Source organism: Actinomycetospora lemnae (assembly GCF_028737315.1).
Classification (GTDB): Bacteria; Actinomycetota; Actinomycetes; order Mycobacteriales; family Pseudonocardiaceae; genus Actinomycetospora; species Actinomycetospora lemnae.
Genome location: NZ_JAQZAO010000008.1, coordinates 238,473 through 252,447, shown reverse-complemented (window position 1 = coordinate 252,447; position 13,975 = coordinate 238,473). Strand labels below are relative to the sequence as shown.

Annotated in this window: 19 protein-coding genes; 10 read left to right on the top strand and 9 right to left on the bottom strand. The window is 76.0% G+C overall.

What is annotated here, in order from left to right; genetic code table 11:
* Nucleotides 1–45 precede the first annotated feature (45 nt).
* Nucleotides 46–1,014 carry an alpha/beta hydrolase gene (locus PGB27_RS19565; RefSeq protein WP_274202062.1) on the bottom strand — a complete coding sequence of 323 codons (969 nt, stop codon included), beginning with the start codon at nt 1,012–1,014 and terminating at the stop codon, nt 46–48.
* 24 nt (nt 1,015–1,038) lie between these two features.
* Nucleotides 1,039–1,455: an organic hydroperoxide resistance protein gene (locus PGB27_RS19560; protein ID WP_274202061.1), complete on the bottom strand. Its 417-nt coding sequence runs from the start codon at nt 1,453–1,455 to the stop codon at nt 1,039–1,041.
* Nucleotides 1,456–1,543: 88 nt separating this feature from the next.
* Between PGB27_RS19560 and PGB27_RS19555 the strand changes: the two genes are divergently transcribed.
* The 4 genes from PGB27_RS19555 to PGB27_RS19540 are packed head-to-tail and all read left to right on the top strand — an operon-like array spanning nt 1,544 to nt 4,149.
* Entirely contained in the window at nt 1,544–2,251 is a 708-nt protein-coding gene (locus PGB27_RS19555) for a dienelactone hydrolase family protein (protein ID WP_274202060.1), read from the top strand.
* Nucleotides 2,248–3,027 carry an HAD-IIA family hydrolase gene (locus tag PGB27_RS19550; RefSeq protein ID WP_274202059.1) on the top strand — a complete coding sequence of 260 codons (780 nt, stop codon included), beginning with the start codon at nt 2,248–2,250 and terminating at the stop codon, nt 3,025–3,027. The genes PGB27_RS19555 and PGB27_RS19550 overlap by 4 nt, the downstream gene beginning before the upstream one ends.
* Before the next feature lie 29 nt (nt 3,028–3,056).
* Nucleotides 3,057–3,461: a ChaB family protein gene (locus tag PGB27_RS19545; protein WP_274202058.1), complete on the top strand. Its 405-nt coding sequence runs from the start codon at nt 3,057–3,059 to the stop codon at nt 3,459–3,461.
* Nucleotides 3,454–4,149: a CPBP family intramembrane glutamic endopeptidase gene (locus PGB27_RS19540; protein WP_274202057.1), complete on the top strand. Its 696-nt coding sequence runs from the start codon at nt 3,454–3,456 to the stop codon at nt 4,147–4,149. Before PGB27_RS19545 ends, PGB27_RS19540 begins: the two co-directional genes overlap by 8 nt.
* Here PGB27_RS19540 and PGB27_RS19535 read toward each other — a convergent pair.
* The 4 genes from PGB27_RS19535 to PGB27_RS19520 form a co-directional block, all read right to left on the bottom strand.
* The gene (locus tag PGB27_RS19535; protein ID WP_274202056.1) at nt 4,140–4,520 is read right to left on the bottom strand and encodes a hypothetical protein; all 381 of its coding nucleotides are present in this window, start codon (nt 4,518–4,520) and stop codon (nt 4,140–4,142) included. The two genes, PGB27_RS19540 and PGB27_RS19535, sit on opposite strands and share 10 nt — an antisense overlap.
* Before the next feature lie 199 nt (nt 4,521–4,719).
* On the bottom strand, nt 4,720–5,109 hold the full coding sequence (locus tag PGB27_RS19530; protein WP_274202055.1) for a hypothetical protein: 390 nt from the start codon (nt 5,107–5,109) through the stop codon (nt 4,720–4,722).
* A gap of 99 nt (nt 5,110–5,208) precedes the next feature.
* Entirely contained in the window at nt 5,209–5,634 is a 426-nt protein-coding gene (locus PGB27_RS29375; protein ID WP_332843836.1) for a helix-turn-helix domain-containing protein, read from the bottom strand.
* 116 nt (nt 5,635–5,750) lie between these two features.
* Entirely contained in the window at nt 5,751–6,497 is a 747-nt protein-coding gene (locus PGB27_RS19520; RefSeq protein ID WP_274202054.1) for an SDR family oxidoreductase, read from the bottom strand.
* Nucleotides 6,498–6,602: 105 nt separating this feature from the next.
* On the opposite strand from PGB27_RS19520, the gene PGB27_RS19515 reads away from it, so the two are divergent.
* Both PGB27_RS19515 and PGB27_RS19510 read left to right on the top strand, forming a co-directional pair.
* Nucleotides 6,603–7,991, top strand: a complete 1,389-nt coding sequence (locus PGB27_RS19515; RefSeq protein ID WP_274202053.1) for an aldehyde dehydrogenase family protein — start codon at nt 6,603–6,605, stop codon at nt 7,989–7,991.
* A gap of 67 nt (nt 7,992–8,058) precedes the next feature.
* A complete protein-coding gene (locus PGB27_RS19510; protein WP_274202052.1) occupies nt 8,059–8,739 on the top strand; it encodes a hypothetical protein in 681 nt (226 codons plus the stop codon).
* A 78-nt stretch (nt 8,740–8,817) separates the two neighbouring features.
* On the opposite strand, the gene PGB27_RS19505 is transcribed toward PGB27_RS19510, so the two are convergent.
* From PGB27_RS19505 to PGB27_RS19495, 3 genes are read right to left on the bottom strand one after another with little or no spacing between them, the layout of a single operon-like run.
* On the bottom strand, nt 8,818–9,264 hold the full coding sequence (locus tag PGB27_RS19505) for a DUF2267 domain-containing protein (protein WP_274202051.1): 447 nt from the start codon (nt 9,262–9,264) through the stop codon (nt 8,818–8,820).
* Between the two features lie 53 nt (nt 9,265–9,317).
* Nucleotides 9,318–9,635, bottom strand: coding sequence for a hypothetical protein (locus tag PGB27_RS19500; RefSeq protein ID WP_274202050.1), 318 nt, complete (start codon nt 9,633–9,635; stop codon nt 9,318–9,320).
* A complete protein-coding gene (locus tag PGB27_RS19495) occupies nt 9,635–10,726 on the bottom strand; it encodes a glycosyltransferase family 9 protein (protein WP_274202049.1) in 1,092 nt (363 codons plus the stop codon). Before PGB27_RS19495 ends, PGB27_RS19500 begins: the two co-directional genes overlap by 1 nt.
* 38 nt (nt 10,727–10,764) lie before the next feature.
* On the opposite strand from PGB27_RS19495, the gene PGB27_RS19490 reads away from it, so the two are divergent.
* The 4 genes from PGB27_RS19490 to PGB27_RS19475 are packed head-to-tail and all read left to right on the top strand — an operon-like array spanning nt 10,765 to nt 13,969.
* Complete coding sequence (locus tag PGB27_RS19490; RefSeq protein WP_274202048.1) at nt 10,765–11,631, top strand: MBL fold metallo-hydrolase; 867 nt, start codon at nt 10,765–10,767, stop codon at nt 11,629–11,631.
* Nucleotides 11,624–11,785 (top strand): hypothetical protein, encoded by a 162-nt coding sequence (locus PGB27_RS19485; protein WP_274202047.1) that lies wholly within the window; start codon nt 11,624–11,626, stop codon nt 11,783–11,785. The genes PGB27_RS19490 and PGB27_RS19485 overlap by 8 nt, the downstream gene beginning before the upstream one ends.
* Nucleotides 11,786–11,810: 25 nt before the next feature.
* A complete protein-coding gene (locus PGB27_RS19480; protein WP_274202046.1) occupies nt 11,811–12,977 on the top strand; it encodes a glycosyltransferase family 4 protein in 1,167 nt (388 codons plus the stop codon).
* The gene (locus PGB27_RS19475) at nt 12,974–13,969 is read left to right on the top strand and encodes a glycosyltransferase family 9 protein (protein ID WP_274202045.1); all 996 of its coding nucleotides are present in this window, start codon (nt 12,974–12,976) and stop codon (nt 13,967–13,969) included. The genes PGB27_RS19480 and PGB27_RS19475 overlap by 4 nt, the downstream gene beginning before the upstream one ends.
* Nucleotides 13,970–13,975 lie beyond the last annotated feature (6 nt).

Below are 13,975 nucleotides of genomic sequence, written 5' to 3'. Positions count from 1 at the left end.
GGACCGCATGTGAGTAGTTGCCACGGCGATAGCCGTGCCAACTGCTCACATGGCGCGGAGGAACGCCCCGATCTCCGCGACCGCCTGGAGCGAGGTGCGCGGGGTCAGGCCGCCGGTGGCCACGTAGCCGTGCGCGGCGCCGAGGTAGCGGGTGTGGCGCACCGGGACGTCGGCGGCGTCGAGCGCCTCGACGTAGCGCTCGCCGTGGTCGCGCAGCGGGTCGTGATCGGCGGTCTGCACCAGGGCGGGCGGGAGCCCGCGCAGGTCGGCGCGCAGCGGCGAGGCGTAGGGGTGCGTGCCGTCGGCGTCGCCGAGGTAGAGCGCGTGGAAGCCGCGGATGTCGGCGGCGGACAGGATCGGGGCGACGGGGATCGCGCGCTCCGAGGGCAGGACCTCGACCATCTCCACGCCCGGGTAGACGAGCACCTGCGCCGCGATCGCCGGCGCGTCACGACCCTCGCGACGGCGGTCGCGCGCGATGAGGCACGCGACGGTGGCGAGGTTGCCGCCCGCGCTGTCGCCCATGACCGCGATCCGCGCCGGGTCGATCCCGACGCGCCCGGGGGCGGCCGCGAGCGCCGCCACGGCCTCGTAGGCGTCCTGCGCGGGCACGGGGAAGCGGTGCTCGGGCGCGAGGCGGTAGTCCACCGACACCACGACCGCCGCGGACTCACGCGCGACGTGCGCGCAGAACCACTCGGACTGGTCGAGGTCGCCCTGCACGAACCCGCCGCCGTGGAAGTTGACGACGACCGGCGCGGGCGCCTGCGTCGAGGGCGGCCGGTAGACGCGGACCGTCAGTCCCGCGGGCACCGATGCGGTGGGCAGCGCCGTCTCCTCGACGACGACGTCACGCGGCGGGGTGCCGATCACCGCCCGCCCGAGCGGACCGTGCTGCAGGCGCAGGACGGCGGCCCGGGCGGCGGGGACGTCGGCGGGGTCGAGGTGGGCGATCGACCCGCCGAGCAGACGGCGGGCCGTGCCAACGACGCGGAGACCGAGGGGGAGGCGCACACCGGGCAGGGTGGCGCATCGACCTCAGATCTTCGCGGTGACCTCGACCCCGATGTTGTTGCGGGTGGCCTTCGAGTACGGGCAGAGCTCGTGCGCGCGGGCGACGAGCTGGTCGGCGGTGTCCTGGTCGGTGCCGGGGATCGTCGCGGTGATCCACACCTGGAGCCCGAAGCTCTCGGCGTCCGGGCCGATGCCGACCTTGGCCTCGACGCTGGTGGAGTCCATGTCCACGTTCGACTGCCCGCCCGCGAGCTTGAGCGCCTGGTGGAAGCAGGCGGCGTACCCGGCGGCGAAGAGCTGCTCGGGGTTGGTGCCCCCGCCCGGCCCGCCGAGCTCCGTCGGCATCGTCATGTCCTGGTCGATGACGCCGTCCGAGCTGCGGACGTGCCCGTTGCGCGCGTCACCGGACGAGACGGCCTCGGCGGTGTACTTGATGTCCATACGATGGGGCGTACCCGCGATGGCCGTCGCCCACCGCTCCTGCGAGGCTCGGCGACGCCAGCACCGCCGAGACCCCCCGGGGGCGTCCGTGCCCGACCTGCACATCCCCGCGTCCGCGGGCAGCCACCAGGCGGCGTTCCTCGCCGTCCCGCCGGTCGGTGACGGTCCGTTCCCCGGCGTGGTCGTGCTCCAGGACGCCTTCGGCCTGCGCGGGACGCTGCGCGAGCACACCGAGCGCCTGGCCGCGGCGGGCTACCTCGCGGTGGCGCCGGCCCTGTACACCGCGCGGGGCGGCGGGCCGCGCTGCATCGCGGCGACGATGAAGTCGATGACCACCGGCACCGGCCCGGTGTTCGACGACATCGAGGCCGCCCGCACCTGGCTCGCCGCCCGCGAGGACTGCACGGGGCGCGTCGGCGTCATCGGCTTCTGCCAGGGCGGCGGCTTCGCGCTGCTCTCCGCCGCGCGCCACGACTACGCCGCCGCGGCTCCGAACTACGGCCGGGTCCCCGACGACGCGGAGCGCGAGCTCGCCGGCATCTGCCCGGTCGTCGCGAGCTTCGGCGGCAAGGACCCGTCGCTGCGCGGGCACCCCGAGCGGCTCGAGGCGGCCCTGACGGCGCTGGGCGTCGAGCACGACGTGAAGACCTACCCCGACGCCAACCACAGCTTCCTCGAGCCGATGCCGGCGCCGCTCGCGGTGTTCGGATTGGGCCTGCACCGGCCCTCGGCCGAGGACGCGTGGGGGCGCATCCTGCGTTTCTTCGACATGCACCTGCGGGAGGCGACCGCATGAGCGAGCCGCTCGAGAGCTACCTCATCGACATGGACGGGGTGCTCGTCCACGAGGAGAACGCGCTGCCCGGCGCCGACGAGTTCATCCGGCGCCTGGGCGAGGCGGGCAAGCGCTTCCTGGTGCTGACCAACAACTCGATCTACACGCCGCGCGACCTGCAGGCGCGCCTGCACGCCAGCGGCATCGACATCCCGGCCGGGCACCTGTGGACCTCGGCGCTGGCCACCGCGCAGTTCCTCGACGACCAGCGCCCCGGCGGCAGCGCGTTCGTCGTCGGCGAGGCGGGACTGACCACCGCCCTGCACGACGTCGGCTACATCCTCACCGACCGCGACCCCGACTACGTCGTCATCGGCGAGACGCGCACCTACTCGTTCGAGGCGATCACGCGCGCGATCCGGCTGATCGAGGGCGGCGCGCGCTACATCGTCACCAACCCGGACGCGACCGGGCCGTCGCCCGAGGGGACGCTGCCCGCCGCCGGTTCGGTGGCCGCGCTCATCACGCACGCGACGCGCAGGAACCCGTACTTCGTCGGCAAGCCGAATCCGCTGATGATCCGGGCCGGGCTCAACACCATCGGCGCGCACTCCGAGACCACCGCGATGATCGGCGACCGGATGGACACCGACATGGTCGCCGGCATGGAGGCCGGGTTGCACACGATCCTCGTGCTCTCGGGCGTCACCGACCCCGCCGAGATGGACCGCTACCCGTACCGGCCGCAGCAGGTCGTGGCGAGCGTGGCGGACCTCGAGGTGGGGGTCCGGGGCTGATTTCCCCGCCCACGGGGTACTTCTCGACCATGCCAGAGAAGTACGAGGACCTGCCGTCGACGCTGCAGCGCTCGCCGGAGAGTGCCCGCGAGACCTACGCGAAGGCCAAGGAGTCCGCGGAGGAGACGTACGGCAAGGGCGAGCGCGCGAGCCGGACGGCCTACGCGGCGCTGAAGCACACGCACGAGAAGGTCGGCGACCACTGGGAGCAGAAGGAGGAGTACGGCCCCTCCGACTCGCGCGCCGAGAGCGGCGGCGCGAACCCCAGCGGTGAGACCGGCGGCGGGGTCGACGCCAACGCCAGCAAGGAGCACCTCTACGAGCGGGCGCAGCAGCTCGACGTCTCGGGGCGCTCCAAGATGGACAAGGACGAGCTCGCGAAGGCCGTGCAGAAGGCCAACGACCGCGAGACCCGCAAGGCCCGGGGTGACTGAGCAGCCGGTCGAGCACGCGGCTCCCGTCGCCCGGCCGTCGCTGGGCTGGCTCGAGCTGGTCGTCGGGGCGGTCGCCTACGTCGCGCTGCAGTTGCTGCTGTTCGTCGCGCTCGGGCTGCTGAGCGAGGGCAGCCCGCCCGCGCCCGCGCTGGTCGCCGTGTCCGGGGCGTCGGCCCTGCTCGCGGTGGCGATCGCGCTGGCGTTGCGGGTGCGCTCGCCCGCCGCGGTGGGGCTCGTCCGCCCCGCTGCCCGCGCCGTCGCGCTCGGCGCGGGGATCGGCGTCCTCGTCTGGCTCGTCTCGCGCGTCCTCATCGTCGTCTACGTCGCGCTGACCGGGGACACCTCGGACCCGCAGGCCGCGCTGACGCTGTTCAGCGGTCCGGTCGCGGCGACGCTCGTCGTGCTCATCGGCGGGCTGGTGGTGCCGCTCGGCGAGGAGCTGCTGTTCCGCGGCCTCGCCTACGGCGTGCTGCGCCGGCTCGGGCGCGTGCTCGCGGTGGTGCTCTCGGCGGGGATCTTCGCGATCGCCCACGGTCTCAACGTGGTGTTCGCGGCGGCGTTCCTGCTGGGCGTCGTCAACGCCCTGCTCTACGAGCGCACCGGATCGATCTGGCCGCCGGTGGCGGCCCACGCGACGTTCAACCTCATCTCGTTCGCGCTCGTGCTCGCCCTCGGCACTCAGGTGTGAGCAGGAGCCGGTGACCGGGGAGCCGTCGACGGCGCGAACGGCTGGAGGTCGAGCTCGAGGCCGTCGGGTGACCGGCGGACGGTGACGATGCCGGCGGCGTCGCGCTCGTCGAGCTCCCAGAGCAGGCGGGCGAGCCTGGCCGCGGCGCCCGCGGGCTCGTCGGCGGTCTGGGTGAGCGTGCGGTGCGACGCCCCGAGGTTCCACTGCGCCGCCGTGCCGGCGCCCTGCCCGACGGGCAGCACGACGTCGAGCAACCAGCGCGCCGGCTTGCCCGAGAACGCCGCCGTGCGGTGGGCGAGGACCTCGACGACCTGGTCGGCGCGGACCAGCCCGCCGTCGAGGGTCTCGATCCACACCCGCTGCAGGCCCATGACCGTTCCTCTCCTCTGCCTCGTCCTGGGATGACGCACCGGGCGTACGAGGGCCCGGGGCCCAGCGGGGACGATCCCTGTCCTCGTTCGTCGCGGCGTTCGGCCGCTCGTCGGTCGTCCCGCTCGGCCCCGGGCCGGGTCGGTGAGATGGATGAGCGGGAGGCTCGCCGGCCTCCCGGGTGGGTTCCGCGCTCGACGCTCACCTCCTCGTCGGATCGGTGACCGGGGTCGGGCGCGGCGGAGGTGATCGGGGGCCCGGGCCGGTTCGTCGCCGGACCTGCGGGGTCGCACCGACCGCCGGGAGCGGGTCGGCCCGGTGTCCGGAGCGCGGACCCGGTCCGTGCGGCGGGGGATCACGGCGAGCGCCGGTCACGGCCGCGGGCGGCGGTGTGCGGGGCGACGGCAGGTGCTCGCCCCAGGGGCGCTCGCACAGGACGATGGCCACGAACTCGGCGTCGACGACGGCCTGGTCGGTGACGTCCGGGTCGCGGTCCAGCCGCAGGGGCTCCGCGGACGGCTCCCCGCCGCGGCCGGGCGCCTCGTCGACGGCGATGTCGCGCACGGGCGCATCGAGGACCTCGACCGTCATGGCGAACACCTCCTCCGGTCACCCAGGGCGTCGACACTGTGGCTCGGATATCTCCAAGTCTAGGAGGAGGTTTTCTGGGGGTCAACACCCAGGTCCTCGTCAGCCCCCGACGTCGCCTCCGCGTCCCGCGCGGCGCGCGCTGTCCCTCTCGTCGCGGGCGCGGTCACGTTCGCGACGAGCGGTGTCGCGCTCGTCGAGCGCGGCGTCGCGGTCGCGGACGGCCTCGTCGCGCTCGCGCGTCGTGGCCGCGTGGCGGGCGCGCTCGCCGTCGAGGTCGGCGCGCAGGTCGAGGATCTCGGCGGCGCTCACCAGGGTGTGGCCCTGGTCGGCCAGCCGGCGGAGCTCGACGACGCGGTCGAGCTGGTGTCGCGAGTAGCGGCGGTGCCCGCCGTCCGAGCGACCGGGGCTGAGCAGTCCCGCCGCGTCGAGGTTGCGCAGGAAGGCCGGCGTCACCCCGAGGAGCTCGGCGGCCTGGCCCATGGAGTAGACGGGGTGGTCGGGGTCGTCGAGACGGTCGAGGGCCACGCACTCCTCCCTCGGCCGCGGCGGGTCCCGGCCCGCGAACCTACCCGGGTGGCTCCGCCAGGTGAGCACGAAGACGTGCTGGAGCACTCCTTTCTGCTCACGAGCGCGCAGCGCACCTAGCCGGTCTGCTCGGTGGGGCGCACGAGCACCTCGTTGACCGCGGTGCGCGGCGCCCGGGTGACCATGTAGACCACGGCGTCGGCGATGTCGTCGGCGTGCAGCACGCCCAGCTCCGAGGCCTGGCCGGCGTCGGGCTTGTTGGCGTCGCCGGTGTTGGTCAGCTCGGTGTCGACGAGGCCGGGCTCGACCAGGCCGACACGCACGTGCTGGCCGGCGAGCTCCTGGCGCAGGGCCTCGGAGAACGCGCCGACCGCGTGCTTGGTGGCCGCGTAGACGTTGCTGCCCGGCCCGGAGACCGTCCGCCCGGCGACCGAGCTGACGGTGACCACGTCGGCGATCCCCCGCGGGCCCTGCGCGGCCTGCGCGAGGTGACCGAGCGCGGCGTGCGTCGTCGACAGCACCCCGTGCAGGTTGACGTCGACCATCTTCTGCCACTCGCCGAGGTCGGCGTCGCGCGCGAGGTCCATCGAGCCGTAGCCGGCGTTGTTGACCAGCACGTCGAGGCGCCCGTGCTGCGACGCCACCTCGTCGATCGCGGCGCGCACGGCGTCCGCGTCGGCGACGTCGACCTCGTGCACGGTCGCGCCGTCGAGCTCGCCGGCGAGGTCCTCGAGCTTGTCGCGCCGCCGCGCGAACAGCGCCACGGCGGCGCCCTCGGCCGCCAGCGCGCGGGCGGTGGCGTTGCCGATGCCGCTCGAGGCGCCGGTCACGATCGCGGTGGTCCCGTCCAGTCGTCCCGTCACGCCGCCGGCATCCCCGGTGCGGGCGACGGGCTAACGCCCCGGCGGTGATGAGCAGCCGCTCACGAGCAGGCGTACCGCGAGGGACGTGGTGGAACCCCGGGGTCCGTGAGCACCGCGATCGACACCGACATCCAGGTCCACGACCCGGCGACGGGCGAGCTCGTGGGACGCGTCCGCCCCGCGGACCCCGACGAGGTCGACGCCGCGGTCGCCCGGGCCCGCGCCGCCCGCGACGGGTGGGCGCGCACCCCCGCCGCCGAGCGCGCCGGCTGCGTCCGCGACGCGGCCCAGGCCCTGCGCGCCGTCGCCGAGGAGCTCGCGCGACTCAACGAGACCGAGACCGGCCGGCCCTACGACGACGGGCTCGGCGGGGTGCTCGCGGCCGCCGGCACGCTCGAGCAGTACGCCGAGCTCGGGCCGGTGCACCGCGGCCGGTCGCTGCTCGGGTCGTGGTCGGCGACCGACCTCATGGTCCCCGAGCCGCGCGGCGTCGCGGCCGTCCTCACCCCGTGGAACGACCCGGTGGCCGTCGCCGGCGGGCTCATCGGGGCCGCGCTCGTCACCGGCAACACCGTCGTGCACAAGCCCAGCGAGCGCTGCCCGCACCTGGGGCGGCGGTTCGCCGAGCTCGTCGCCTCGTTCCTCCCCGACGGCGTCCTCGAGATCGTCGACGGCGCGGGCCCCACGGGCGCCGCGCTGGCCGGTCACGCCGACATCGACGTCATCGCGCACGTCGGGTCGATCGCCGCGGGGCAGGCCATCCGCCAGGCCGCGGCCGGGACCGGCGCGCACGTGCTGCTCGAGAACGGCGGCAACGACCCGCTCGTGATCGACGCCGACGTCGACCCGCGCTGGGCCGCCGAGCAGGCCGCCCTGGGCTCCTACGCGAACGGCGGGCAGGTGTGCGTGTCGGTCGAGCGCATCTACTGCGCGGCCGCGATCGCCGAGCCGTTCCTCGACGCGCTGGCCGAGGAGGCCGCGCGCTGGGTGTACCGCCCGGCGTCGACGGGGGAGAAGGCGCTCGGGCCGCTGGTCGACCGCCGCCACCGCGAGCACGTGCACGGCCACGTCGCGGCCGCGATCGCCGACGGCGCCACGGTGCACGCCGGCGGTTTCCTCCCCGAGGGCGACGGGGCCTTCTACCCCGCCACCGTGCTCTCCGGGCTGACGCCCGCGATGACGATCCTGCGCGAGGAGACGTTCGGTCCGGTCGCGCCGGTGCGCGTCGTCGAGGACTTCGCACAGGGCCTGGCCGAGGCGATCGACGACCCGCACGGCCTCGCCGCCACCGTGCTCACCGGCAGCATCGCCCACGCCCAGCACGCCTGGCGCGAGCTGCCCGTCGGCACCGTCAAGATCAATTCGGTGTTCGGCGGGGCCCCGGGCGGCGCGGCGCAGCCCCGCGGCACCTCGGGCACCGGCTTCGGCTACGGCCCGGAGCTCCTCGACGAGATGACCACCACGAAGGTGGTCCACTGGTCCCCGTTGCCGTAACGACGTTCGACAGAACGTACTGACGATCTCCGCGTCACCCCCGGACGGGTGGCGTCGTTGGTCCGAGGTGACCAACGAGGACGAGGCCATCACGGTCGCCGGCCCGACGTCGGCCCTGCGCGTCCCGTCGCGGGGCCGGCGATGGCCCGGGCTGGTCGCCCGGTCGGCGCTGGGCGTCTCGACCGTGGTGGCCGGCGTCCTCGGGGCCGGCGTCGCGACCGGGGTGGCGCCGATGGTGGCGGCGGTGCCCGGGGGGTCGGCGACCCTCGGTGTCCCGCCGGTCCCGCTCGTGCCCGCGCTCGGCCCACCGCCGGTGTCGACGACCGACGCGGCTGCCGCGACCACCGGGACCACGACGCGCACGACCTCGCGCGCCCCGCGCCGGACGACGGTCGCGGAGACGACCACCCGGCGCACCCCGACCCGCGTGGCCCCGCCGCCGGTGGTCGTGGCGCCCGAGCCGGCCCCGGCCGACCGGCCCGCGGGTGGGGTCGGCGGCGGCAACGGCGGCACCGGTAGCGGCGGTGGGGGCGGTGGGGGCGGCGCCGGCGACGCGGGCGGGGGCTCCGGGGGCGGCTCCGGCGGCGGAGGCGGCGGCGGAGGCGGCGGAGGCGGCGACCAGGGCGGCGGCGGAGCCGGCGACGGTTCCGGAGGCGGCGCCGGTGGTGCCGGTGGTGACGGTGGTGACGGTGGTGACGGCGGCGGGCAGGACGATCAGCAGCCACGCGTCTCGACGAGCGCGGGCTGACGGGCGAGACGAAGCGGACGGCGCCTTCGCTGCACTCTGGCGGTGAAGGCGCCGTCCGCTCGGGCGCCCGGCGATCGTTCAGCGCATCAGGGCCACGAGGTCGCCGGGCAGCTGCTCGAGGGTGCGGTCGACCTGGTCCTCCGGCAGCCACTCGCGCAGCACCCGCAGGACCTGCTCGACCTGACGCTCGACCTCGTCCGCGTCGACGGACGTCACGTGCCCGCTCACGGCGTCGACGAACGACTCCTTGCTCACCGAGCGGGCCGCGTCGTCCTTCGGCCGCTGCGCGCGCAGCTCCGCGGACAGCTCCGGCGGCAGGCTGATCGTCAGCTCCTGCGCGAGGCCGCTGCTGACCGACTTGCCGAGCTCGTTGAGCGTGCTGCGCACGAGGATCTCGGCCTCCGACGGCTGCTCCAGCCCCAGGCGCCGCTGCACCTGCCCGCTGAACGCGGCGAGTGTCTGGCTGGAGTTCGCCGGGTTCGGGTCGTTCGGGTTCTCGTCGCCCTGGATCGGCGGTGTCGTCATCGGTCCCATCGCTCCTTCGGGTTCGGGAGGCCGTGCGGAGCGGGGGCACCCACTCACTCCGGGGGCGCAAACCCCTCGTCGGCGGCGCGCCGCAGGCCGTCGGTCCAGCGGTCGCGGCGCTCGTCCTCGCCCTGCTCCCACCAGGCCGGACCCCGCTCCCCGAGCGCGGTCTTCGCGGCGTGGACGCGCGAGCGCGCCGCCGCCTCGCCCTCCTCGTCGCCCGCCCGTCTCGCCGTCCCGACGTCCCGGCGGGCGGCCATGAGCCACCGGCGCAGCACCGCGGCGTCGTCCTCGGGGACGAGCGGGTCGGTCGCCCGCCACTTCCGTCCGTCGACGACGACGTGGTGGCCGTCCCCGGTGTGCTCGACCACTACACCGCCACCGACCGCAGCCGCCGCGCCGCCGCGAGGACCTCGGCGGGTGTCACCGCGAGGCACTCCTGGTCGAACGGGCACACGAGCTGGCGGCACGGTGCGCACGCCACCGGGCGGGTGAGCACCTCCGCGCGGGTGGAGCGGGGCCGGTACTGGTCGACGGTCTCGGTGCCGGCGAAGAGCTCGACGACGGGCGCGCGGACGGCGTCGGCGAGGTGCACGCCCCCGGAGTTGTTGGCGACGACGACCTCGGCGCCGGCGAGCAGCGCCGCGAGGTCGCCGAGCCCGAGCCCGCCCGCGACCGGCACGCCGACGTCGCCGGCGACGGCCTCGACCAGGTCGGCCTCGCGCTCGGTGCCGCTGACCACCACCGTCAGCCCGTCCGCGGCGAGCTCGGCGATGACGGCGGCGAACCGCTCGGCCGGCCAGCGCCGGGACGGGCAGCTCGCCCCGGGCGCGACGACGGCGTAGCGGCTGCCCACGACGGCCAGCGGCGTCGCCGCGTCGTCCGGGATCCGCACGGCCAGCTCCACGCCGCGCGACGGCACACCCACCGCCGCGAGCAGCCCGAGCATGCGGTCGACCTGGTGCTCCTCGTCGGACGGCGCCGGCACCCAGTGCGTGAGCAGGCCCCCGCCGAACTCCTTGGACATCCCGACGCGCACCGGCACGCCCGCGCGGCGCAGCACCTCGGCGGCGGGCCACGGCGACTGCGAGAACGACGTCAGCACCACGGCGGCGTCGTAGCCGCGCGCGGCGAGGTCGTCGACGAGCGCGGCGTCGGGGTCGGTGGGGTTGCTGCCCGCGACGAGGTCGAGCTGCTGCCAGGACACCGAGGCGGTCACGACGCCGTCGACCTCGGGCAGCAGCGCCGCGGCGGCCGCGCCCGCGGGGGAGGCGAGCAGGTCAAGCGTCGCCGCCGGTGCCGCGGCGCGCAGGGCGCGGAAGACCGGCCCGGTCATGAGGACGTCGCCGACGTTGTCGGGGCGCACGACGAGGACGCGGCGCGCGGACGCCCAGTCGGGGTCGCCCTGCCCGGGGCGGTGCGCGGCGGGGTGGCGCAGGTCAGCGGTGGCGGGGTCGGGCACGGCGGCGAGTACCCGCCGGTCCTGGCAGGCTCACCTGGGTGTCCTGGTTCCGCACCCGGCCGGTGACCCGGGACGTGTGGCTCGTCGCCGAGCCGGGTCACGTCAATTCGTGGCTGGTCGCGGGCCGGGACCGGGCGGTGCTCGTCGACTCGGGGCTCGGGATCGCCCCGGTCCGCCCGGTCGTCGCCGCGCTCACCGAACGGCCGGTCGACGTCGTCCACACCCACGCGCACCTCGACCACGTCGGCGGCGACGCCGAGTTCGACCGCGTCGCGATCCACCCGGCCGGCGTCGCCGAGCTCCGTGCCGGGGCCGACCCCGCCGAGCGGCGCCGCTACCTCGCCCACGCCCGGCGCCTGCTCGCGGCCGCCGAGGCGTACCGCGCGCTCGACCGCGACTTCTTCCACCTGCTCTCCGGTGATTCCGATCCCCGCCCGCTGCCGCCCGACGTCGACACCACCTGGGACCCGTGTCCCGGCCCCGAGCCCGACCTGCTGCACGACGGCGACGTCGTCGACCTCGGCGGGCGCACGCTGCGGGTCCTGCACACGCCCGGGCACACGCCGGACTCCGTGTGCTTCCTCGACGAGCACGCGGGGCTGCTGTTCGCGGGCGACACGGTCAACACCGGCCCGATCTACGCACAGGCCCCGGAGTCCGACCTCACCGCGTTCGCCGCCTCCACCGCGCGGCTGGCCGAGCTCGCCGACGACGTGCACCTCGTGCTCATGTCCCACTTCGGCCGCGGCGTCGCCGAGGGCCGCTACCTGCGCGAGGTCGCCGACGCCTTCGCGACGCTGCGGGCCGGGGAGGCCGTCGTCCGCCCGGCGCGGGACTGCGACGACGACCCGGTGCGCGAGGCCGTCTTCGACGCCTGCTCGATCTACGTGGCCGCCGATGGGTGAGCCCGAGCGCGGCGACGTGGTGCTGCGCTCCGTGGCCACGCCCGACGCCGCGCCCGAGGAACACGGCGACACCCGGGTCGACGTGGCGCTCACCGAGCAGGACCGGCCGGCGGACCCGTGCTGGCCGGTCGGGGTAGCGATCGGGTTCTGGTGAGGGGCGTTCCGGGTACCGGCGCCGGGTGACTGGACTCCGCGTCGCGCTGGTGCACGGGCGCGCCGACCCCGCCCACGACGGCGTCGCCGACTACACCGTGCACCTGGCCGAGGCCCTCGACCGCCGGGGCGTCGAGGTCGTCGACGTGCCCGTCGACCCCGGCCCGCGCGGCCTGGTCCGGGCCGCCCGCTACCTGCGCTCGAGCCGCGCCGACGTCGCGCACGTGCAGTTCGCCCCGTCGGCGTTCGGCTTCTCCGCCGCGCCCGGGCTGCTCGGCGACCTCGGCGGCGTCCCGCTGGTGACGACGCTGCACGAGTACGGCTGGTGGTCGTGCGCGCCGCGCGTGCCGGACGCGGTGTGGGGGTTCCTCGAGCGCCGCGGCTGGGCCGACCGCGAGACCGGCCGGCTCGTCCCGTGCAGCTCCGCGGTGCTGACGACCAACGGCGACCACGCCGCCGCCCTGCGCGCCCGCTGCGGCGTGGAGGCGCGCCGCGCGCCGCTGCTGCCCAACGTCGAGGTCGACCCCGCCGCGCCGGACCGGGCCACCACCCGCCGGGCGTTGGGCGTGCCGACCGACGCCGAGCTCGTCGTGTTCTTCGGGTTCGTGCACCCGGTCAAGGGTCTGCGCTACCTCGTCGACGCCGTCGCGCGCCTCGCCGAGGAGCACCCCCGGCTGCACCTGCTGGTCCTCGGCGGCTTCACCTCGCTCGCGCTGCCCGCGGACGAGGCGGCGGCGTTCCGCGACGAGCTCACCGCGCACATCGACGGCGCCGGCGCGGGCGACCGGGTGACGATCACGGGGCACCGCCCCGCCCGCGAGGTGTCCGCGGCGCTGCAGGCCGCCGACGTCGCGGCCTTCCCGTTCACCGCCGGCGCGACGCTGAAGAGCGGCGCCCTGCTCGCCGCGCTCGACCACGGGCTGCCCACGCTGGTGACCCGCCGCGGCGACGCCCCCGCCGACCCCGACCTCGTCGACGGCGAGACGGTCGTCGTCGCCCCCGAGGTCCGTGACGTCGACGTCCTCGTCACCGCGCTGCGCCGCCTGCTGGACGACGGCGACCTGCGCGGACGCGTCGCCGCCGGTGGCCACGCGCTCGTGCGCGGGCACGACTGGGACGCCCTCGCCGCGCTGCACGTGGCGACGTACCGGGAGGTGCTCGGGGCGACCGAGCGCAGCGAGGCGCAGGCGTGACCTCCGGCGTGCGCCGCATCCTCCTGATCGACCTGCTCGGCGGGCTCGGCGACCTGATCATGGTGCTGCCGACCGTGCACGCGCTGGCCGAGGCGCACCCCGACGCCGAGCTGACCGTCCTCACGCACGCCCCGGGTGTCCCGCTGCTCGCCCGCGACCCGGCGGTCGGTGCCGTGCGCACGGCCGAGAAGCACGACGAGCGGGCGGCGGTGGAGCGGGCGCTCGCCGACCTCGCGCCCGACCTCACCGTGACGACCACGCGCTTCGACGGCATCGGCGACCTCGTCGACGACGACGCCGCGGCGCGCGGGACGCGGGCGGTGTCGAACCTGTGGCGCCGGCCCCCGGCGGACGAGAAGGTGGGCGAGCGGTACCAGCGGATCCTCGCCGCCGAGGGCCTCATCGCCGACCGCGTCCGCCCCCCGCGCGTCGTCCTCGACCCCGCCGAGGTGCAGGCGGCTGTGTCAGCCTGGCGTCCACGCTGGCACTCAACGTCAGGAAAACCCCCACCTCGCGAGCAGCCGCACCCGCCGACCGTCCTCGTCCCCGACGCCGGCATGGCGGTCAAGCGCTGGCCCGCGCACCGCTGGGCGGCGCTGGCCGCGACGCTCCCGGGTCCGGTGTTCTCGGTCGGCCCGGTCGACGGCGCCGAGGAGCTCCCGCCCACCGACCTGCGCGGGCTGGCCGCGCGCTTCGCGGCGCTGGCCGAGGCGGGCGGTGTCGTCGTCGGCCCCGACACCGGCCCGGTGCGCCTGGCCGCCGCGGTCGGCGCGCGCACGATCGCCCTGTTCGGCCCGACCGCGGCCTCGCGCTACGGCCTGGAGGAGGGCACCAACCTGCAGGGTCTGCCCGAGTGCCCGCACCGCATGCCGACCGCCATCACCGAGCAGGTGTGCTGGTGGGAGGCCCGCTGCCCGCTCGCCACCGAGCCCGCCTGTCTGCTCGATCTCCCCGTCGCCCGCGTCCGGGAGCAGGTCCTCGCGAGCGGGTAGAACGGG

Excerpts from the sequence above, each read along its gene's own strand:
- PGB27_RS19560 (WP_274202061.1), bottom strand. The coding sequence starts at position 1,455 with ATGGACATCAAGTACACCGCCGAGGCCGTCTCGTCCGGTGACGCGCGC.
- PGB27_RS19535 (WP_274202056.1), bottom strand. The coding sequence starts at position 4,520 with ATGGGCCTGCAGCGGGTGTGGATCGAGACCCTCGACGGCGGGCTGGTC.
- PGB27_RS19530 (WP_274202055.1), bottom strand. The coding sequence starts at position 5,109 with ATGACGGTCGAGGTCCTCGATGCGCCCGTGCGCGACATCGCCGTCGAC.
- PGB27_RS19505 (WP_274202051.1), bottom strand. The coding sequence starts at position 9,264 with ATGACGACACCGCCGATCCAGGGCGACGAGAACCCGAACGACCCGAAC.
- PGB27_RS19485 (WP_274202047.1), top strand. The coding sequence starts at position 11,624 with ATGGGTGAGCCCGAGCGCGGCGACGTGGTGCTGCGCTCCGTGGCCACG.
- PGB27_RS19545 (WP_274202058.1), top strand. The coding sequence starts at position 3,057 with ATGCCAGAGAAGTACGAGGACCTGCCGTCGACGCTGCAGCGCTCGCCG.
- PGB27_RS19550 (WP_274202059.1), top strand. The coding sequence starts at position 2,248 with ATGAGCGAGCCGCTCGAGAGCTACCTCATCGACATGGACGGGGTGCTC.